Source organism: Pseudoalteromonas sp. APC 3495, from assembly GCF_030407645.1.
In the GTDB taxonomy this organism is placed as follows: domain Bacteria; phylum Pseudomonadota; class Gammaproteobacteria; order Enterobacterales; family Alteromonadaceae; genus Pseudoalteromonas; species Pseudoalteromonas tetraodonis.
The window spans coordinates 14,111-32,947 of record NZ_JASDDA010000034.1 but is presented as its reverse complement, the minus strand read 5'-3'; the positions used below and the strand labels follow the sequence as shown (position 1 = coordinate 32,947).

Annotated in this window: 20 protein-coding genes; 5 read left to right on the top strand and 15 right to left on the bottom strand. The window is 39.1% G+C overall.

Annotation, left to right across the window (positions count from 1 at the left end; genetic code table 11):
- The first annotated feature begins 104 nt into the window (after positions 1–104).
- Positions 105–668: a YSC84-related protein gene (locus QL984_RS13545; RefSeq protein WP_024602477.1), complete on the top strand. Its 564-nt coding sequence runs from the start codon at positions 105–107 to the stop codon at positions 666–668.
- A 381-nt stretch (positions 669–1,049) separates the two neighbouring features.
- Here QL984_RS13545 and QL984_RS13540 read toward each other — a convergent pair whose 3' ends face one another.
- From QL984_RS13540 to QL984_RS13520, 5 genes are all read right to left on the bottom strand, one after another.
- Positions 1,050–2,096 (bottom strand): patatin-like phospholipase family protein, encoded by a 1,047-nt coding sequence (locus tag QL984_RS13540; RefSeq protein ID WP_024601002.1) that lies wholly within the window; start codon positions 2,094–2,096, stop codon positions 1,050–1,052.
- Between the two features lie 93 nt (positions 2,097–2,189).
- Entirely contained in the window at positions 2,190–3,596 is a 1,407-nt protein-coding gene (locus QL984_RS13535) for an alanine/glycine:cation symporter family protein (protein ID WP_128583736.1), read from the bottom strand.
- Positions 3,597–3,928: 332 nt separating this feature from the next.
- A complete protein-coding gene (locus tag QL984_RS13530) occupies positions 3,929–4,924 on the bottom strand; it encodes a patatin family protein (RefSeq protein WP_128583735.1) in 996 nt (331 codons plus the stop codon).
- A 212-nt stretch (positions 4,925–5,136) separates the two neighbouring features.
- Positions 5,137–6,129, bottom strand: coding sequence for an LLM class flavin-dependent oxidoreductase (locus QL984_RS13525; RefSeq protein ID WP_128583734.1), 993 nt, complete (start codon positions 6,127–6,129; stop codon positions 5,137–5,139).
- Between the two features lie 144 nt (positions 6,130–6,273).
- Positions 6,274–7,020 carry a siderophore-interacting protein gene (locus tag QL984_RS13520; protein WP_128583733.1) on the bottom strand — a complete coding sequence of 249 codons (747 nt, stop codon included), beginning with the start codon at positions 7,018–7,020 and terminating at the stop codon, positions 6,274–6,276.
- 103 nt (positions 7,021–7,123) lie between these two features.
- Here QL984_RS13520 and QL984_RS13515 point away from each other — a divergent pair, with 103 nt between their 5' ends.
- From QL984_RS13515 to QL984_RS13505, 3 genes are all read left to right on the top strand, one after another.
- The gene (locus QL984_RS13515) at positions 7,124–7,543 is read left to right on the top strand and encodes a MarR family winged helix-turn-helix transcriptional regulator (RefSeq protein ID WP_128583732.1); all 420 of its coding nucleotides are present in this window, start codon (positions 7,124–7,126) and stop codon (positions 7,541–7,543) included.
- 81 nt (positions 7,544–7,624) lie between these two features.
- Positions 7,625–8,038 carry a translesion error-prone DNA polymerase V autoproteolytic subunit gene (gene umuD / locus QL984_RS13510; RefSeq protein WP_010388819.1) on the top strand — a complete coding sequence of 138 codons (414 nt, stop codon included), beginning with the start codon at positions 7,625–7,627 and terminating at the stop codon, positions 8,036–8,038.
- Entirely contained in the window at positions 8,026–9,282 is a 1,257-nt protein-coding gene (locus tag QL984_RS13505) for a Y-family DNA polymerase (RefSeq protein WP_128583731.1), read from the top strand. Before umuD ends, QL984_RS13505 begins: the two co-directional genes overlap by 13 nt.
- Here the strand turns inward: QL984_RS13505 and QL984_RS13500 are convergent.
- The 5 genes from QL984_RS13500 to QL984_RS13480 all read right to left on the bottom strand — a co-directional run bounded on the left by QL984_RS13500 (position 9,279) and on the right by QL984_RS13480 (position 11,263).
- Entirely contained in the window at positions 9,279–9,734 is a 456-nt protein-coding gene (locus QL984_RS13500) for a hypothetical protein (protein ID WP_008468096.1), read from the bottom strand. The genes QL984_RS13505 and QL984_RS13500 overlap by 4 nt on opposite strands.
- 185 nt (positions 9,735–9,919) lie before the next feature.
- Positions 9,920–10,438: a DUF4240 domain-containing protein gene (locus QL984_RS13495; RefSeq protein ID WP_013463337.1), complete on the bottom strand. Its 519-nt coding sequence runs from the start codon at positions 10,436–10,438 to the stop codon at positions 9,920–9,922.
- A complete protein-coding gene (locus QL984_RS13490) occupies positions 10,435–10,629 on the bottom strand; it encodes a YwbE family protein (RefSeq protein ID WP_008468098.1) in 195 nt (64 codons plus the stop codon). Before QL984_RS13490 ends, QL984_RS13495 begins: the two co-directional genes overlap by 4 nt.
- A 130-nt stretch (positions 10,630–10,759) precedes the next feature.
- Positions 10,760–11,050: a hypothetical protein gene (locus QL984_RS13485; RefSeq protein ID WP_033103166.1), complete on the bottom strand. Its 291-nt coding sequence runs from the start codon at positions 11,048–11,050 to the stop codon at positions 10,760–10,762.
- 3 nt (positions 11,051–11,053) lie between these two features.
- Positions 11,054–11,263, bottom strand: a complete 210-nt coding sequence (locus QL984_RS13480; RefSeq protein WP_013463335.1) for a hypothetical protein — start codon at positions 11,261–11,263, stop codon at positions 11,054–11,056.
- Between the two features lie 100 nt (positions 11,264–11,363).
- Here QL984_RS13480 and QL984_RS13475 point away from each other — a divergent pair, with 100 nt between their 5' ends.
- Complete coding sequence (locus tag QL984_RS13475) at positions 11,364–12,167, top strand: ion transporter (protein ID WP_171046529.1); 804 nt, start codon at positions 11,364–11,366, stop codon at positions 12,165–12,167.
- Positions 12,168–12,430: 263 nt separating this feature from the next.
- Here the strand turns inward: QL984_RS13475 and QL984_RS13470 are convergent, their stop codons facing one another.
- From QL984_RS13470 to QL984_RS13450, 5 genes are all read right to left on the bottom strand, one after another.
- Entirely contained in the window at positions 12,431–13,435 is a 1,005-nt protein-coding gene (locus QL984_RS13470; RefSeq protein WP_244152589.1) for a methyl-accepting chemotaxis protein, read from the bottom strand.
- On the bottom strand, positions 13,404–13,646 hold the full coding sequence (locus tag QL984_RS13465) for a hypothetical protein (RefSeq protein ID WP_236613543.1): 243 nt from the start codon (positions 13,644–13,646) through the stop codon (positions 13,404–13,406). The genes QL984_RS13470 and QL984_RS13465 overlap by 32 nt, the downstream gene beginning before the upstream one ends.
- Before the next feature lie 133 nt (positions 13,647–13,779).
- The gene (locus QL984_RS13460) at positions 13,780–14,649 is read right to left on the bottom strand and encodes an MBL fold metallo-hydrolase (RefSeq protein WP_013463333.1); all 870 of its coding nucleotides are present in this window, start codon (positions 14,647–14,649) and stop codon (positions 13,780–13,782) included.
- A 148-nt stretch (positions 14,650–14,797) separates the two neighbouring features.
- Complete coding sequence (gene asd / locus QL984_RS13455) at positions 14,798–15,937, bottom strand: aspartate-semialdehyde dehydrogenase (RefSeq protein WP_041695995.1); 1,140 nt, start codon at positions 15,935–15,937, stop codon at positions 14,798–14,800.
- A gap of 227 nt (positions 15,938–16,164) precedes the next feature.
- A complete protein-coding gene (locus QL984_RS13450) occupies positions 16,165–18,798 on the bottom strand; it encodes a TonB-dependent receptor (RefSeq protein WP_016900182.1) in 2,634 nt (877 codons plus the stop codon).
- Positions 18,799–18,837: the final 39 nt, after the last annotated feature.

Sequence of the window (18,837 nt, the reverse complement as noted above, 5' to 3'; positions counted from 1 at the left end):
GTTAACCTTAAAGTCCGATACTGTCTAGTATTGGACATAATGAATTTTTGATATTTATGCTAAACGCAGATTTATTAACCATATACCTTATTAAAGGAAAAATCATGAAAAAATTACTTCTGTTGAGCATGTTCGTTATTAGCGTTTTATTAACAGGTTGCGCTACTACAGGCAGTGCTTCCCCTGGAGAAAAACGTGCTTTAGTACAAAGTATGAAATCGAATACATTAACTGCTCTATACGAAAAAAAACCAGATGTTAAAACTCAAATTGCAAACTCTGCCGGTTATGCTGTATTTGATAATGCAAATGTAAACGTTATTTTAGCCAGTTTTGGTGGTGGGTACGGTGTAGTAAAAAATAACCTAACCGGAAAATCTACCTATATGAATATGGGTGAAGCTGGTTTAGGCTTAGGTTTAGGTGTTAAAGATTTCAATATTGTGATGGTTTTTCACGATCAAGCAGCGTTAAATAGATTTATTAAACATGGTTGGGCGTTCGGTGGTAATGCCGATGCTGCTGCAAAATACCAAGATAAAGGTGGTGCTTTAGTTGCCGAAGCTATTGCTGACCAAGTTACTGTTTACTCTTTAACCGAAAGTGGCCTTGCACTGCAAGCTGTTTTAAAAGGTACTAAATTTTGGGTCGATTCTGAGCTAAATTAAGACCTCAAAACCCTCTCATAAGTGGGCTAGTTTGTATTATTACGCCCACTTTAATTTAAATTACGCAATTTAACATAACGTAATTTATGGGTTTTCAGCTATCAGCTATCAGCTATCAGCTATCAGCTATCAGCTATCAGCTAAAATAATTTAACGCTTATAAAATCTATTATTCAATGCTTATTATTCTCTTTTCATTGTGTAATGAATATCAGAAAATATGTATAAAATATTTAAAGTACAAAAAAACTTAGAATATTTATTTATCCGACCTAAAAAGCTAGCTATTAAATATATTTAAAACTTAAACACTTTAATATAAAGGCTTACACTCTTTTATTTATATCGCTTGAGATGGTTATTTTAATTTTTAAAGTTAAATTAGTTATATAACTTCAAATCAAAATTCTCAGCATTTAATTTTTTATCAAACGCCTCAGCCAGTTTCTCAGTTTCACTAAAAACGGTGTTCCAATATTTAATACGCGTGTCTGCATCAAGATCAGTAAAGTCGTTTCTGTCTGGGATTTTTCCGTAAGGTAAACCCGCGACAAATTCTTTTGATGGGGTGATCATCACAACGTTATCATAATTTTGTGGTGCGACTTTTCGTTTTAAATTTTTATCAAACCACCCTGCTTTTGGATCTGAATTAAAATGCGGATACAAAATTAAGCCTGGGTTATTAATTTTTAAATCAAAGTGGTAATCAATAATGCCGCCATCGCGGTAAATTCCTGGTGGCGAACCAGCAATATTTTTTATGCCTTGCATTACTAGTGGTATAGAGCCCGATGCCAATAAGGCATCTTTTAAATTAGTTTGGCTAAGGACTATGTTTTGCGTTTTAAAATTGTAACTGTCGGTAATACTTAAATTACTATTGGGCGCGCCAAAAATAAAACGCTCATATTGCGAGCCTAATAATTTTCGATTAATGCGGTTAAGCATATAACTTTTTGATAAACCTAAAAGCTGTATTAATTTATGCTCACTGGCAATAAAGCCGTTAGATTTTGCGACAATAAAATGCGCTTTAAATACCGGATTATTTATAATTTCAGTGACACCGTTATCACCAAACACATCTTCAAGTAATGCGCGGGCTTTAGTGGTAATTTCAGTTGGGGTGGGTTTATTACTAGAATATCGGGTTTGCGAATACGATTTTGCTAAACGTTCAATGGCTTTAACTGGATCGTTTTGTGCAAAACACGCAGAACGAAAAGCCCCTGCCGATGAGCCAATTAAATTAAGCGGTTGGGTGCGATGTTTAAAAAATTCGCCAAATATATATTTGTCTAAGCCAAATAAGGTAAACCATTTAGGGCCACCACTTGCCCCTAAAAACGAGGTAAAAAGCTCGGGTTTAAACCCTTGTTCGTTTATTATTTTTGCTGCAGTTTTACCTGCAAAAATGTCGATCATCTAAAAATACTACCTGTAGAGTCGCAGTTTAATGTTGTTAAAGCCAAACTTAAAAATGAATACTTATGCAATATAAAATTTTAAACTTTAATCTTAATCCCAAATTCCGTCTTCACATTTGCCCTGCACTTTTACGTTTTTTACCTTAAACTCAGGCTCTATGCCTTTGTCTCTTTGTGCGTGGTAGTCGTTAGTAACAGACAAAATAGTCGGTGTTAACAGTATAATAGCGATTACGTTCACCACTGTCATTAACCCTAGGGCAATATCGGCTAAATCCCATACTTGTTTTAAGGTGGCTGATGCGCCCCACAACATCATTGATAAATAAAGCAAAGTATAAATACCGCGCCCTACTTTGTTATCAAGCTTAAATAGGTGCAGGTTACTTTCAGCGTAGGCGTAGTTAGCAACCACCGAGGTAAAAGCAAATAAAGTAATGGCAGCGGCTACAAAATACACGCCACCTTGTGCTAAATGTGAGGTCATAGCGGTTTGGGTTAAACGAATGCCTTCCATTTCGCCGCTTATGTTCACATCGGCCAATAAAATAATAACCGCGGTACAGCTACAAAGTACAATGGTGTCGAAGAACACGCCTAGCATTTGTATGTAACCTTGGGTAACCGGGTGGTTAGGTATGGGGCTGGCACTTGCCGATGCATGCGGCACACTACCTGCGCCTGCTTCGTTTGAATATAAGCCCCGTTGAATACCATTTTTAATCGCCGCCCCCATTGCGCCTGCTCCCGCTTCTTGTAAGCCAAACGCGGATAAAAATATATCTTTTAGCATACTGGGTACTTGGGTAAAGTTAATCAGTGTAATTACCACAGCAACAAGCACAAACACGATGCCCATAACAGGGACTACTCGCTCAGCAAAACGGGCAATAGCTTTAAATCCACCTAAAATAATTGAACCGGCTAACAAAGTGATCACGATGCCGGAATAGTGTGTGGGAATTTCAAAGGCATAATTAAGCGCATCGGTAATGGTGTTGGTTTGCATGGTGCTAAAGGTAAAGCCGTAACCTAAAAATAAACAGGCGGCAAACACAATAGCAAACGCACGGCTGCCTAAGCCTTGTTGAATATAATACGCAGGGCCACCTCTAAAATCGCCATTACTATCACGAATTTTATAAATTTGCCCAAGAATGCTTTCTGCAAAACCGGTCGCCATACCCAGTATGGCAATCACCCACATCCAAAATATGGCGCCACTTCCACCAAGTGATATAGCAACAGCCACTCCCGCTAAATTACCAGTACCTACACGCGCACAAAGCCCCGTACATAACGCCTGAAAGGAGCTAATGTTATTTTTATCACACTTACTGCTGCCTTTTAGCAAGCTAAACATATGTGTAAATTTAACGAGTTGAATAGCTTTTAAGCGGACAGAAAACCATATGCCAGCAAAAAGTAAAATGTAAATGAGTACTTGGCCTTCGCCCCATAAAAGGCTATTTACACTTTTGATCAGCGTGTCGAACATCAGGCTTCCTTTTTATTATTATTTGCCACGGTATTAATTTAGCGACGTGAGTGTTTAAGTTTAGTAGAGACTTAGCCACTTTATAATAAAGCCAATTAGATGTGAATTGTTTTTCTTTATTGGTGAATATAAATTCACTCAACAAGCTAACTTATATTACAGTGTAATTGCTGATGTAAAAAGAATGTTTTAGAAAGGAATTTGTCGCGTGCTTTAATAACTGTTAGCGCATTATTTTCGAGGTAAAAAACCGAATATTTCTCACGGCTAAATGACTGCCATGAGAACACAGTAAATGCTGATTTATTATCTTGCTGATAATAAACAAACAGCTACGCTATGTAGCTGTGTTTATAATCATCCTGATCTGGGTGATGGTTTTTTAAGTAGTTATGGCCTGCTGCTAAACCAAGTTTATAGTCAAATCGTAAGTCATCATTTGAGCTGCCTAATAACTTACTATAAAGCTTTTGATTTGCAAAAATTTGGATTATTTCTACATCTTTTGGTGGGTTAGCAATAAATGCTAACTCATCTTCGTAGGCTTGCTCATGTTGTAATAAGTAGTCTATTGTTTTTGGGCAATAGCCAGATACTTCAACAAATGATTTTAATTTACTTATCCATGCTGATTGAGCCTGAAAGGCTTCATCAACGGTGCGTATAACCACAATTTTGCGTGCGCCACGATTATAGGCTTCGCGTACAGGAAGCGGTGCGGCAAGGCCACCGTCTAAGTAAAAATCAGACTCTGACTGTATCTCGGTCTTACCTAATTCATTTGCGGCTAATGCATTTAACCACGGCGTCAATTTTACACCTTGCTTATATAAAAATGGCAGTGCACTTGACGCTTTTAATAGCTCTCGCCATTGTTGGCCTTCCCCTGTTGGGGATAAAAAATAAGGTTTGCGATCACGGGCATTGGTTGCAGTAATTAATAGCTCACGGTCGCCTAAACTGGCTTTAGCAGTTTTAAAATCAAGCGCTCTGTTAACTTCGGTAGTTTTATCAAAGTACCAATCTAGGTCAACAATATGTTTACCCATTAAGCCGCGACCTAATTGAAAAAAACGTTTATGACGCGAAAGTCCTCTGATCAAGCGTTTAGCATAGCCTTTTTGACGTGCCAAATAGCTTGTTAAGTTTTGAGAGCCTGCAGATGTGCCAATAAATAAGTCAAACGGATCATACTCTTGCTCTAACCAAGCATCGAGTACACCCGCGGTAAATATCCCTCGTTGTCCGCCACCTTCTGCTATCAGCGCTACTTTTGGCGGCACTGAGTTGTTGCATGAATGGGGTGTCGTACTATTTTGAAATTTCACGCTTTACCTTCCTATTTATTTAGCTGAATTGTGTTGCATACCCTTATAATAATCGTTCAATATTCATAATTAAAATTGATTGTTTAAATCTGTTCTATTGAAAAAATAGAACAAGCTTTTTCATTGCCACTTTTTAAAATAATACAAAATGGCCACGACTCAATTAACTTTAATCTGTTTAATAGCATAACAAGCGTAGAGTGTACGCTTGCTTAACCGTTTTTTATTTGCATTAAAATTTCAAGCGCTTTATGGCGTTTTTCATTATTAAATAAGTCGTTGGTGAATATAAGCTCATCAACCCCTAATTGATTTACAATCATTTCTAACTTGTGTTTAATACTGGCTGGCCCACCGGTAACACTTAACCCTAAAAAGCTCTCAACATGAGCGCGCTCTTGTTCGCTCCACAAACCTTCCATTGTTTCTACTGGGGGTTTTAACCACAGCTCGTCGCCTCTAATTAACGATAACACTCGCTGTTTGGATGTAGTTGATAAATACTGTGCTTCTTCATCTGTATCTGCAGCCACTAAAGGTAATGCCAACATGACATAAGGCTTAGCTAATACATTTGATGGTTTAAATTCTCGTTTATACAAGGCTATTGCATCATGCACAAAACGCGGTGCAAAGTGCCCCGCAAATACATAGGGTAATCCTTTTTGTGCAGCTAACTGCGCACTAAATAAACTTGAACCTAAAAGCCAAATGGGAACATTGGTGTTTTCACCAGGTATTGCTCGCACGCGCTTAGTTCCCTCATAAGGGCCCAATAATGTTTGTAACTCGCTCACTTCATTAGGAAAGTTTTCAGCACGACTGATATCGTTATTTAATGCACGACTTGTCACAGGATCGCTACCTGGAGCGCGCCCTAACCCTAAATCAATTCGACCTGGGTATAAACTTTCTAAGGTGCCAAATTGCTCAGCAACAACTAAAGGAGCATGATTAGGTAACATAATTCCACCCGACCCTACGCGTATTTTTTTAGTGTGACCGGCTATGTGCCCCACCAAAATTGAAGTAGCCGCACAAACAATCCCAGGCATATTATGATGCTCGGCTAACCAAAAACGATTAAAACCGAGTTCCTCAGCTTTTTGTGCATAGGCTGTACTTTTATTTAAGGTGTCACTCACAGTGGCGCCTTTAGGCATAGGCGCCAGTTCTAATAACGAAAAAGGAATAGTTGATAACAAAGTAGTACCTCCAAATTAAATAGCGATTTATAGCGCTAGCCATAAATAATGAGTCTATGCTAAGAGATGGGTGTGTATGACAGTCAATTCAAGGCGCCTTGCCTTTTAAAAGCTAAATAGCGATGTGATTGAACAAAAATTAAGTTAGCTATTTTTAGCAGCAGCGTGTTGGCGCTTTAGTTTATAAGCTTCTGAATCAAGCCCTTTTTTCCAATAGCCCGATGCAACAATTTGACTGCGCGGTATAGCTAATTCATCAGTTAATATGGTTTTTGCTTTACGGACTAATCCGGCTTCAAGTGCCATAAATACAATAGGTTGTTGCTCACTAAGTGGTAGCGATTTTAATGCGTTTATCATATCTGTATCGGGGTTATTTGTTATTAACCAAGTTACATCACGCGAGGAGTCTAAGCTAATCACATCATCTTTTGTTGGTGCATGAATAATCGCGTCAATTTTTGCGTTTATAGGCAATTGTTGCACGTAGCCTTTAATTGCATTAACCGAAGTTAAATCGCCAAGTAATAGATAATATGAATGATCATAGTTATCCAACTTTTTAGGGCCTGGCCCTGCTATACCCACTTCATCGCCTACTTTTGTTTCTTTAGCCCAATTAGTGGCTGGACCTTGGTGCATATTTATCACAAAGTCGAGGGTAAGTGCACCAGTGTGCTCATCAACATGTCTTATAGTGTATGAACGCATACACGTAGTTTTAATATTAAAGTCAACGAGGCCATTTTGTGGAATAAGCACCTTAACGTAGTTACCAATGTATTGGGCACTCAGGTCGTTAAACTCATCTGAGCCAACAATAATGCGTTGTAGATGTGGGGTTATTTGCTTTGTGCTTAATACGGTTGCTTTGCGTACTTTTTTACCCATATAAATTTACCTCATTAAAAAAGATGAATTGCACAACGCCCCATTGGTTGATAAAATCAACTATAACGATTTAATTGACTTTGTCAACTATAATGGAGTTATTATGAACTCATCAGTGGCTAATACATTATTTGCTTTAATGCAAAATTATCGCGTTACCATACGCGAAGCCATTAATGCAGGTGAGCTTGGGTTAAACGCGATGCATGTGCGTTGCCTGCATATTATTGCAGCGACACCTCAGTGCACTGCTAACGATATTGTAAATCAAACCCAACGCGACAAAGCCCAAATAGCACGGTTAGTGAAAGAACTGCTCGCGCTAAACTTAATTCATAAAAATGCCAGTGAGCATGACAAGCGTTGTTTTATTCTGTCGTTTACCGCACAAGGGTGCACGCTTTACGACAAATTATTAAACGCTGAGCAGCATGTAAATGCGCAAATGTGTAAAAACTTAAACCCACAGCAAATCAATGACTTTTTACATACTGCCCAACAAATGATCAAAAACATGGATTGATCTACCATTCATTACTTGGCATAACTGATACAAAACGCATATACTGTACACTTATACAGTATATGCATTTTAGGTTGTGTTATGTTTGTTATTCCCATTTATATAGAGGCCGGTGTTTGCGGGTTTGAATCGCCTGCAGCGCAGTATAGTGAGTTAGGGATATCACTTGACGAGCTATTAATAAAACACCCAGATGCTACATTTATTGGCGTTGCCTCAGGGTGTTCTATGCAAGAAATTGGTATTTTTGAGGGCGACTTACTGTTAGTTGACCGTGCAGAGATTCCTAAAGATGGCGATGTTATTGTGGCGAACTTAAATGGTTTATTTGTATGTAAGTTGCTAGATAAAACCAATGCGCGGCTGCTCTCGGCTTCTGCTGCTTATAAACCCGTGCAATTAACCGAATCTGATGAATTTCAGCTTGAAGGCGTGGTAACTCGCTCAATTAGATTACATCGGCAAAGCCCTGAGATACTTTCATGTATGCCTTAGTTGATGCGGTTGCTTTTTATGCCAGTGCTGAAAAGGTATTTGACCCCGCAATTCGTTCAAAACCAGTAGTGGTGCTTACCAATAACGATGGCTGCGTATGTGCGGTATGCCCTATTGCCCGTAAGCTTAATATTCCTAAATTTGGCCCCTACTTTAAAGTAAAGCAATTACTAGCAAAACATCAGGTCGTAGTGCGCTCATCTAACTACGAACTATACGCTAATTTAAGCGATAGAATGATGAACGTTATTGCTCGCTTTTGTGATACCCAGCATATTTACAGTATTGACGAATCGTTTTTGCACTTTAAAGGCTATCAGCCATTAATCACCGATTGGCACCACTACGGTCAGCTAATTAGACGTACAGTATGGCGCGAAACCAAACTCCCTGTTGGGGTTGGTTTTGGGCCAACACCAACCTTAGCCAAAGCCGCGAATCATGCTGCTAAAAAGCTAACTGGCTTTAATGGGGTTGCCGTGATTGATGATGAAGCAAGCCGACAAGCTATTTTACAGCAAATGCACTGCCAAGATGTTTGGGGGGTGGGCAAACGTATAGCTAAGAAGCTGGCGCTAATGAATATTAATACCGCATGGCAGCTGGCTGAGCAAAGTCCAAGAACAATTCGTCGTCAATTTAGCGTAGTGCTTGAGCGTACAATTAAGGAGCTCAATGGCATTACCTGTTTAAACTGGGATGATGTGCGCCAAGACAAACAAGCTATTTTTTCAACGCGTAGTTTTGGCCAGCGCCTTTGCGACCCCGATGCAGTGAGAACCGCATTAATAAATCATGCTAGTGTAGTTGCACAAAAATTAAGAGCGCAACAGTCGCTCACTCATCGTATTTATATTTTTGCTGCCAGCTCATCACATGAACACGCCTTTTATAAAAAGTCAGTTATGCATCAATTTGATCCGCCTACTAACGATACTCGCGTTATGGCCAATGCGGTATCAAAGAGTTTTGAGCAAATATATCAACCGGGAATTCGATTTTATAAATGTGGTGTGGGCGCATTAGAGCTCAGCCCGCAGCAGTTTCAACAACATCATTTATTTGATAAGCAAACCGATAACCCGCAGTTAATGAGCTGTTTAGATGCTATTAATCATAGATACGGTAAAGGAATGCTTAGCGTGGCGAGCAGCCAATTAAATGATCATTGGCATATGAACAGGGCTTTTTTATCGCCGCAATACACGACTCGTTGGCGTGATATTCCAAAAATACAGTGTTAGTCGGCAACTTTAATAAATTCACATTCTACACTCGGATTGTCCAATGTGTATTTAAGCGTATTGCTGGTTAAAAAAGTAATGCTTTGTTTAATCGTTCCTTCATGGATAGGATTATCACAGCGGCTCATGCGTAAGCTATTTTCTAGGCCATCTGTTTTATATTTTAGCGAGCTGGTAATAAAACAATAATTTGGTTTTTCAATGGTACGAGTACCATTGTGTAAGGAGTTAAACAAAATCTCTTTGCCTAAGCTAAAACCTTGCTCAGGATCTTCAGGGTTATTAAATTGTAATCGGCTATTAGTACATAACCCAGAGTTACTTGAGGTCACTTCGTAATTACCCAGCTTAGTTTGTAACAGCGGAATAAAGCGAGTTTTATTACTTGGGCCTGCTACTGCATAGCAGCTAAAAAGGCTTATGGTAAGTAAAACCAGTGTGAAAAATTTCATTATAGGCTCTATCCTCGTGTATCAAATATGATCAAGCACTGTGACTATGCTTAGCTATTTCTAACTATAACAGAGATTTACTATAAAAGATGTGAAGGATAGCGCAAGCTGTATCAAAACCTAAGCAACATAAAATGCATTACTCATAAACCCTAAGTAATGCATTAATAGTCAAAAGTGAGCGATTACTGCCAATACTTAGCAAATAATTGCGGGTAATTTTGTTTTAAAAACTTAGGTTTGTCTTTAAAGCGCTTACCTTTAGGTTGTTCAAGCCCTGAGGGGATAAAGGGTAACTCATCGTCATTACGTTCTTCATATAACAAACCTGCAATTAGGTCATACTCATCTAAATACGGGTAAGGTTGCTCGTTTAAAAAATAAAGTGGTGTGCACTGTGCAAGGCTATCGGGGTTTTCTAACGCTGCTTTAAATACCGCTTCACCCCGAGAAATTAGCCAACAACGAAATTCAGAAAAACCATATTCATCATTACAACCAGCTATTACAAACGCCGCACCAAATAAATCCCAAGTATAACTTTGGCGCATACAAATACTAAACTGTTTATCAAATTCAATAAGCTGCTCGTCGGATAAATCACTCAATGCAGCCTTAAGGGATTGGCATACAGACTCAGGCTCTGCGGTTCTGTCGTTTACAGTTACCAATCGCCAAAAATCAGTTAAGGTTAAATCGCTCATGCAATGATCTCTTTTACCCGACCTACTTGACCATCTTCTAACTGTACTTTAATACCGTGCGGATGATTAGGTGACTTAGTTAATAAACGCGACACAATACCATTGGTTAAAGTACCACTGCGTTGATCTTGTTTAAGCACAATATTAACCTCAGTGCCGGGTGTTATTTGTGAACGTGTTGGAACAGCCATATATAATCTCTTTTGCTATTTTTGGGGATTATAGCCTGCTTAATAAAATCACTCCATATTAAAGCTTTTAAAGGCCCTATAAAGCATAATTCAAGCTAATGTGAAGAATAAACAAAACCCATCGTACACATTATGGCTGCTTAGAAAATGAAATGGCATTGGCTTTAATATGTATGTTCAAGCTGGCTAACGCATTACAAATAAGCTGCTCAATGTAATAAAACTGATTTTTTTGTTTAGCCTGCTCTAGTGCAATATCATCGATAAAATAACAACTTACTTTAAACTTAGAAGGTAAATTGTTTAAGTCTGCTGAATGGGTAAGAAAGCTAAAGTCCTCCACAGTATCTTTTATTTGCTCACAAGCGAGCGTTAATTGCTGACGAATACGTTTATCTAGCTGCTTTTGGGTTTTGGTCATCGTTTATTGCTGCTCGCGAGCTTGTTGTTCTTTAAATTCTTTGTAACTGTCTTGCTGTTGTTTAACACACTCATGGTATTCCTTATCTGCCATGTAGCTGCATTCACCCAACCGCGCTGATTGAATTTCATGGTAGCGGCTATCGCTGCTACATCCCGCTAACACCAATAATGCGGATAACGAAAATAGATATTTTAACTTATTATTTAACATTCAAAATTCCTACTATTTTAACGGGAAAACTACTGATTTTCGTTATTTTTGCTGTATATTGCACTGGTTTTGTATTTATAACCGTTAAGGGCACGTTATGATGTTGTCGCAGTTACAAGAGCTGTTCCAGCGTATCGATAAAAGTAAACTATTTCAATCATTTGTTATTGCAGTTATTGTTGTTTCTGCATTGACCGTGGGCGCACATACTTATTCATTGCACCCAACCGCCGAACTCGTTCTACATTGGATGGATATAGGCATAACGGTGTTTTTCTTAATTGAACTGATTATTCGCTATATTGCCAGCAAAGGTATCAAGGACTTTTTCTCCAAAGGTTGGAACATATTTGACTTCATTATCGTGATCGGAAGTTTATACCCCGCGGCAGGCTCTACTATTTTTATTGCTCGACTACTACGCATTTTCCGCGTACTACGTTTAGTGTCTATGATCCCAGAGCTGCGCTTATTAGTGAACTCACTAATAAAAGCCATCCCGCAAATGGGCTATATCGCGCTGCTAATGTTTGTGATTTTTTATATTTATGCTGCCACAGGTAGCATGTTGTTTGCTGAAATAAACCCAGTACTGTGGGGCGATGTCTCTATTTCTATGCTTACTTTGTTTAGAATCGCCACCTTCGAAGATTGGACCGACGTGATGTACGAAACCATGGCGGTATACAAATTAAGTTGGATTTTTTACCTAACCTTTATCTTTTTAACTGCATTTGTGTTTTTAAATATGATGGTTGGCGCTATTTTAGAAGTGATGAGTGAAGAGCATCGCAATGCACGAGAAGAGCAAGCCGATATAGACTCACTCCCTGCCACCCAAGGCCAAGTAAACGAATTAAAAGCACAACTAGCAGAATTAAAAGAACTACTTAAAAATAAGTAGCAGGGATAAAAAGGGCATGCATTTGCTTGCCCTTACACTTTAAATTTACCCACCAACCCCGTTAAAATTGACGAAAGACGATTCATTTCGTTGCCGTTTTCACTGGTGGTCACGGCAATATCACTCACCTCATCAGCCGCATTTTTAATTTCAGTAACATTGCGGTTTATATCTTCAGCTACATGTTGTTGCTCTTCAGCAGCGGTGGCTATTTGGGTATTTAAATCGCTAATATGAACGATAGATGCCGTGATCTCACTAAATTATTGCTGCGCCGAATGCGCAAGCTCTACGGTTTTATTAGTGGTTTCTATACTGCGTTGCATACCTTTAGAAACTTTAGATGACATAGTGCGTAGTTTATCAAGCTGTGAAGCCACTTCTTCGGTTGACTCAGCGGTTCGTTGCGATAACGCGCGTACTTCGTCGGCCACCACAGCAAAGCCGCGTCCGTGCTCACCAGCACGTGCAGCTTCTATTGCAGCATTTAAGGCCAATAAGTTAGTTTGTTCTGAAATACCGCGAATAACACTGAGTATCGACATAATGTTTTCGCTTTCAGTATCTAGCTGAGTAATATCTGCTGAGGCATTGTTTATTACCTCACATAGCTGAACCACACTTTCCACAGTTTGTGTAATAACCGATTGCCCCAAGTCTGATGCTTGCTGTGTTTGAACAGCCAAATCCGCTGCATTTGCACAACTGCTAGACACTTCGTTCGCGGTGGCAGCCATTTCATTAATAGCCGTAGCTGCCATCTCTAAAGCTTGTTGCTGTTGGCTGGTGGAGCTTGTTAATTGTGCCGCTTGCGATGAGGTTTGTGATGAGGTTTTACTTACATTTTGCGCGCACTCATTAATTTGAGTTACCAGCTCGCTGATCAAGTTTAAAAATAAATTAAAGCTATTAGCCAGTTTAGCGGTTTCATCTTTGGTTTTTATTGTTAAGCGTTGGGTTAAATCACCGCCACCTTGCGATATTTCAGTTAAGCCATCACTCACTTCAACAATAGGGGCTGATATTAATTTAGAAATATAACTCGCTATAGCAACAAATACAGCAATTAATATCGCACTAATAACCAATATGGTATAAGCCATGGTATTCGCCGTGCTCATCACTTCGGCTTTCTCTACTACCCCAATAAACTTCCAGCCTAAGGTAGCAGAGGTATGAATATTAGCCATATATTGTTTACCATCTATCTCTACATCAAACAGCCCTTGGGTATTTTTAGCTAAGTCGGCGTATTTTCCCCCCCTCAAGATCTGCTAAGTTTTTAAATCGGTAATCTGGGTGTTTAACATCCACCAGCACACTGCCACTATCTTCAATCAACATTAAATAACCGGTTTCGCCTAATTTAATATCGGCAATAATATCGGTAAGCCCGCCTAATGATACATCCATTCCTTGGGCGCCAATTAATTGCCCGTTATCAATAATCGCTTTAACCGTAGTTATACGATGTTGCAACGTAAAATTATCACGCCTATTTTACAAAAAAAACTTGCTATATTCAGGTATGAGAGATGGTAAAGCGATCATCTAGCTACAATAAATTTATTTGTGCTTATTACTCTATCCGAATAATCATTATGATATTGAACTATAATTGGTTTAAGGGAATTTTAAGGTAGCTTATGCCGTTATCTTCAGCGGGAGGTGGGTTGCCAGCTCTAATATTCATTTGAATAGCAGGTAAAATTAAGCGAGGCATAGGTAATTCTTCGTCACGGCTATCGCGCATTTGAACAAACTGCTCTTTGCTTATTTTAGTCTTTACATGAATATTTGTTTCTTTTTGTTCTTTTACTGTGACCGCAAAACGGTGATTTCGTTTTTCAGTCGGATAATCATGGCATACATAGATTGTTGCCTCATCGGGCATCGAGAGTAGTTTTTGGATTGAATCGTATAATGTTTCAGAGCTACCACCTGGAAAGTCGCACCTTGCAGTGCCTACGTCAGGCATAAAAATCGTATCACCAACAAAAATGGCCTCTTCATTTATAATGTAAACTAAGTCGGCGGGTGTATGCCCCGGTGTGTGCATTACTCGTATCGATAACTGGCCAACATTAAAACTATCTCCATCTTTTAATAGTCGGTCAAAATCAGCCCCATTGGGTAAAAATTCTTTTTCAAGATTAAATAGCGCCTTAAAGCTTTGTTGTACCGTTTTGATATGTTCACCTATGGCGATTTTAGCACCAATGTGTTTTTTAAAATAAGGAGCTGCAGAGATATGATCGGCATGTGCATGTGTTTCGAGAACCCACTCTAATGAAAGAGAATGGCTTTGAAGGTACTCGCCGATTTTTTTGGCGCCTGATTCACAGCTGCGACCTGATTTATAATCAAAATTTAAAACGGGATCAATCAAGATTGCTTGCTGAGAGTTACTATCAGAAACAACATAACTAAAGGTTTCGCTATCGTCATCAAGAAATGCGTGAACATGAAATTTACTGTGCATAATATTCTCCAATAAGTCTGAACTCATCACTTGAATTAATAAAAATGACCGGAAGCAATAATATAAACGTTGGTAAAGGCCATGAAGATATTAGCGATTTAATTATTAAATAAAAAGGGCTAGCAAATGCTAACCCTCAAAGTAAATATTATTTATTATCAACAATAATACGTAACATACGACGCAGTGGCTCTGCTGCGCCCCATAAAAGCTGATCGCCTACGGTAAAAGCGCTAATATATTTTGGCCCCATGGCGAGTTTGCGAATACGGCCAACAGGTATACTTAACGTACCGGTTACTTTAACTGGGGTTAAATCGGTACTGGTAATGTCACGCTCATTAGGAATTACTTTAACCCACTCATTGTGCGAGGCTAAAATTTCTTCTATTTTTTCTACGCTAATGTCTTCACGTAATTTAATGGTCATCGCTTGGCTATGACAACGCATTGCACCAATGCGTACACATAAACCATCAATAGGCACAGGTTGTTTAGATGAGCCTAAGATTTTGTTGGCTTCAACTTGCGCTTTCCACTCTTCTTTTGATTGACCGCTTGGCATAGGCACATCAATCCATGGGATTAAGCTACCCGCCAGTGGCACACCAAACTGGTCTTGTGGCAAATCCCTTGATGCCATTTTTTCGCTGACTATTTTATCAATTTCTAAAATAGCTGAACTTGGGTTATCTAGTTGCTGTGCAACACTTGCATGAATAGCCCCCATTTGAGCTATGAGTTCTTTCATATTGCGTGCACCCGCGCCCGATGCTGCTTGGTAAGTCATTGGGCTTACCCATTCGATTAGGTCTTGCTCAAATAAACCACCCAGCGCTAGTAGCATAAGTGAAACCGTGCAGTTACCACCTACAAAGGTTTTAACGCCTTGCTCTAGCCCTTGTTCAATGACATCTTTGTTAACAGGGTCAAGTACGATAATACTGTCGTCACTCATACGCAGTGCAGAGGCTGCATCTATCCAATAGCCATCCCAACCTGATTCACGTAATTTTGGATACACCGCATTGGTATAATCGCCACCCTGACAGGTAACAATAATGTCCATTTTTGCAAGCTCAGAAATATCGCTGGCATCTAAAAGCGGTTTAGCTGCACCCGCTAACTCAGGGCCAAGCTGACCTGCTTGTGAGGTGGTGAAAAAGGTGGTGTCGATATGTGCAAAATCATGTTGTTGTTCCATTCGCTCTAGTAACACTGAGCCTACCATGCCGCGCCATCCGACTAATCCTACTTTTTTCATTGTTTGTTCCACTGTTTGAGTCATAAGAAATACCTAATTCATTAAAAATTAAAATTCATTGCGTGAGATTTAATTTTTAGAACAGTTAATCTAGCACCCTATACCCTGCAAAACTAGTCAATAACAGCTAACTTAAAATTATTTCATATGCTTTTTTTAATTCTGAAATTAATAACGGCACAAAAAAAGCCCTACACAAGGTAGGGCAATTATTGTAAGTTTTTATATTCGCCTTCCTAGGCTATTTTGAATTAGAACTGATATTTGTACTCAACAGAGAACTCAGTCCCTTTTTCTTTTGAGCGAGTTAGCGTACCAGCAGATTCAATTTCTGATTTTTGCCCCAAAATATTAAGCACTTTAAACTTAATACTTGAGTTAAAATCAGGGTAGTAAGTATAATTCAAATCAACTGAGTGGAATGGCTGTTCCATCCAATCATCTTGCCCTTCTATACCAGGGATAATAATACGCTCACCAAATACGTTATAAACCAATGTTGCAGCATGTTCACCTGATGGTGCATCATAGCCAAGCTGCATATTCACAACATATTTAGAATGTCCCGTTAAACGACGTTTAGTATTAGTGATCGCCGCAGATACACCAGTTTGATCAACAATAGCTTGACGGTCTAGGTTTATCTCAGAATCACTGAGTGTAACATTACCACTCATAAATACATCTTGCCAAAAACCACCTAAGAAAGTGAAATCTTTAAGATAATCAAACTCAACGCCGGCAACATAGCCATCTTCAGCATTGGCAATACGTACAAGTGGCGGTCCATCTTGAGAAGGAGATTGCACCGACTCAATTGGATCAATCATGTCTTTATAAAACAGACCAACAGAGAAGTTTTCACCAGTATCAAAGTAGTTTTCCCAGCGGAAATCGTAATTTTTGATTTGCGTTGTACGTAATCCAGGCGTACCGCCAACAGGATATTCAGTTAACGGATCAATGTAAGTAGATTCAGATATCTCACGTAAATCAGGACGTACAACCGTTTCACCGTAGCTTAAACGCCATTGTGTTTGGTCGTCCTGAATATAAGTGAATGCAAGCGCACCATAAATATCATCTTCTTGAAACGCTAAGTTACCTAAATCATCATAATCGATTGAAGGATCTAAGCCACCAGTAAACGGGTCAAGTGGCACTGACACTTGCCTGAAATCTTCCCAACGTAAGCCACCTGTCAAACGCCATTTATTATTGAAGAAAAAATCAGCTTCAAAATAATAAGCATCTGTTTTTTGTGCTGAGCGGTAATCATCACCTGCAAACGTTGTATCATTAAGTATGGGTAGATTTAGTTCTGCGTTAGCTATTGCATCATCAGAAAGAATCGTATTCAGCTCATTGCCATTTAAATCAAGGTCTTTAAATGCGCGAGTGTTTATGTCAAAGCGACGATTCGAAGCTGAGCGCTCTTTAGAGACATAATCAGCACCTGATTTTAATTCTATATCCAAACCATCTAACATGATTGGAAAAGTAAAATTAAACCCGTAGTTTTCTACTTCATCATTAAGGTCTTGGAATGTATAACGAGCAGCCGTTGTGGCATTGGTTAATGCGATTTCATTAACTAAATCATAATTACCATCTTCGTTTGCATCATTTACAATGAACCGCGTCTGCATATTTCCTGGTGCATAACGGTTTGAGCGGCCGTTTGAGTATTTCCAATCAAAACCTGCATAGTTAAGAAAATCGAATGTATGCATGCCTTTGATTTGGTTTACTATTAACTCTCTCTCTTCATACCTTACATCGTAAGAACGAATACGCTTATTATCAGACTGGTTATTATTCTCATCAATACCTAGACGATCACGAATTTTATCTTCGGTGTCGCGTAAAATCAGCGTACTAAGGTCAATGCGATGAGCATTATTATACTCAATACCAAAGTTTACCATTCCAGACATTTTCACATTATGCTCAGTGGCAATGATTTTATCGTAACCACGCACCATAGCAGCACTGTTCTCACCTAAACGGAAGTCTTCGCCTTGGTACTCTTCGCCAACAAAATATTTGTTATCATAGCTAACCGCTGATAAAAAGCCGTAACGCCAATCACCTGACTCAAAACTATTACCCAGTGTTGCTGTAAACTTAGTATTGGGGTTTACACTTGTTGCTTGCGGGTCATAATCACGGTTTAAATCAAGTGCTAAAGCACGACTTTGCTCTGGTGTGAGATCATCTAATGATTGCCCAGAGTTATAAATATCCATGATTGAATCTGGTATTTCACGGGTGCCATCATCAACACCATACCAGTCATTCGAGCCGCCATTGTACTCAATGCCATCATCAAAGTTATTGGTGTTATAACCAAGCTGACCTGATACATCAAAAACAAATTGGTCTGGAATGCTTTTTAAGCGTATATCCACATTACCACCACCAAAAGAGGCTGGCATAGAAGGAGAATAAGACTTTTGCACAGACAAACTTTCAATAATTCCTGATGGAAATAAATCAAGCGGGATGACTGAGCGGGTCGGATCAGGACTTGGCACTGCTGCACCATTTAACTGAGTACTTGAATAGCGCTCACCTAAACCACGTACATAAATAAATTTACCATCGACTAAAGTTAAACCCGTTACACGGCGTAACGCAGATGCCGCATCACTATCGCCACTACGGGATATTTGGTCAGCACCCATAATATCGGCAACAAATGCTTGTTGTTTTCGCTCTTCAAGCACGGCTGTTGCAGTGCCTTTTAAACGACTTGCGCTAACCACAACCTCCTCAAGTACAGCCTCATCTTCGGCTTCAGCAGCATGTGCTGAAACGCTTAAACTACATAAAATTGCTGCGGAAAGTGTGGATAAGCAAAACTTTTTAGAAAACTGTTTCATGTTTACCTCTATCTGAAATAAGTTACAGAAAGTGTTAAA

Excerpts from the sequence above, each read along its gene's own strand:
- QL984_RS13485 (WP_033103166.1), bottom strand. The coding sequence starts at position 11,050 with ATGACCAAAACCCAAAAGCAGCTAGATAAACGTATTCGTCAGCAATTA.
- QL984_RS13535 (WP_128583736.1), bottom strand. The coding sequence starts at position 3,596 with ATGTTCGACACGCTGATCAAAAGTGTAAATAGCCTTTTATGGGGCGAA.
- QL984_RS13475 (WP_171046529.1), top strand. The coding sequence starts at position 11,364 with ATGTTGTCGCAGTTACAAGAGCTGTTCCAGCGTATCGATAAAAGTAAA.
- QL984_RS13490 (WP_008468098.1), bottom strand. The coding sequence starts at position 10,629 with ATGGCTGTTCCAACACGTTCACAAATAACACCCGGCACTGAGGTTAAT.
- QL984_RS13505 (WP_128583731.1), top strand. The coding sequence starts at position 8,026 with ATGTATGCCTTAGTTGATGCGGTTGCTTTTTATGCCAGTGCTGAAAAG.
- QL984_RS13540 (WP_024601002.1), bottom strand. The coding sequence starts at position 2,096 with ATGATCGACATTTTTGCAGGTAAAACTGCAGCAAAAATAATAAACGAA.
- QL984_RS13520 (WP_128583733.1), bottom strand. The coding sequence starts at position 7,020 with ATGGGTAAAAAAGTACGCAAAGCAACCGTATTAAGCACAAAGCAAATA.
- asd (WP_041695995.1), bottom strand. The coding sequence starts at position 15,937 with ATGACTCAAACAGTGGAACAAACAATGAAAAAAGTAGGATTAGTCGGA.
- QL984_RS13495 (WP_013463337.1), bottom strand. The coding sequence starts at position 10,438 with ATGAGCGATTTAACCTTAACTGATTTTTGGCGATTGGTAACTGTAAAC.
- QL984_RS13500 (WP_008468096.1), bottom strand. The coding sequence starts at position 9,734 with ATGAAATTTTTCACACTGGTTTTACTTACCATAAGCCTTTTTAGCTGC.
- QL984_RS13450 (WP_016900182.1), bottom strand. The coding sequence starts at position 18,798 with ATGAAACAGTTTTCTAAAAAGTTTTGCTTATCCACACTTTCCGCAGCA.
- QL984_RS13515 (WP_128583732.1), top strand. The coding sequence starts at position 7,124 with ATGAACTCATCAGTGGCTAATACATTATTTGCTTTAATGCAAAATTAT.
- QL984_RS13480 (WP_013463335.1), bottom strand. The coding sequence starts at position 11,263 with ATGTTAAATAATAAGTTAAAATATCTATTTTCGTTATCCGCATTATTG.
- QL984_RS13545 (WP_024602477.1), top strand. The coding sequence starts at position 105 with ATGAAAAAATTACTTCTGTTGAGCATGTTCGTTATTAGCGTTTTATTA.
- QL984_RS13460 (WP_013463333.1), bottom strand. The coding sequence starts at position 14,649 with ATGCACAGTAAATTTCATGTTCACGCATTTCTTGATGACGATAGCGAA.
- umuD (WP_010388819.1), top strand. The coding sequence starts at position 7,625 with ATGTTTGTTATTCCCATTTATATAGAGGCCGGTGTTTGCGGGTTTGAA.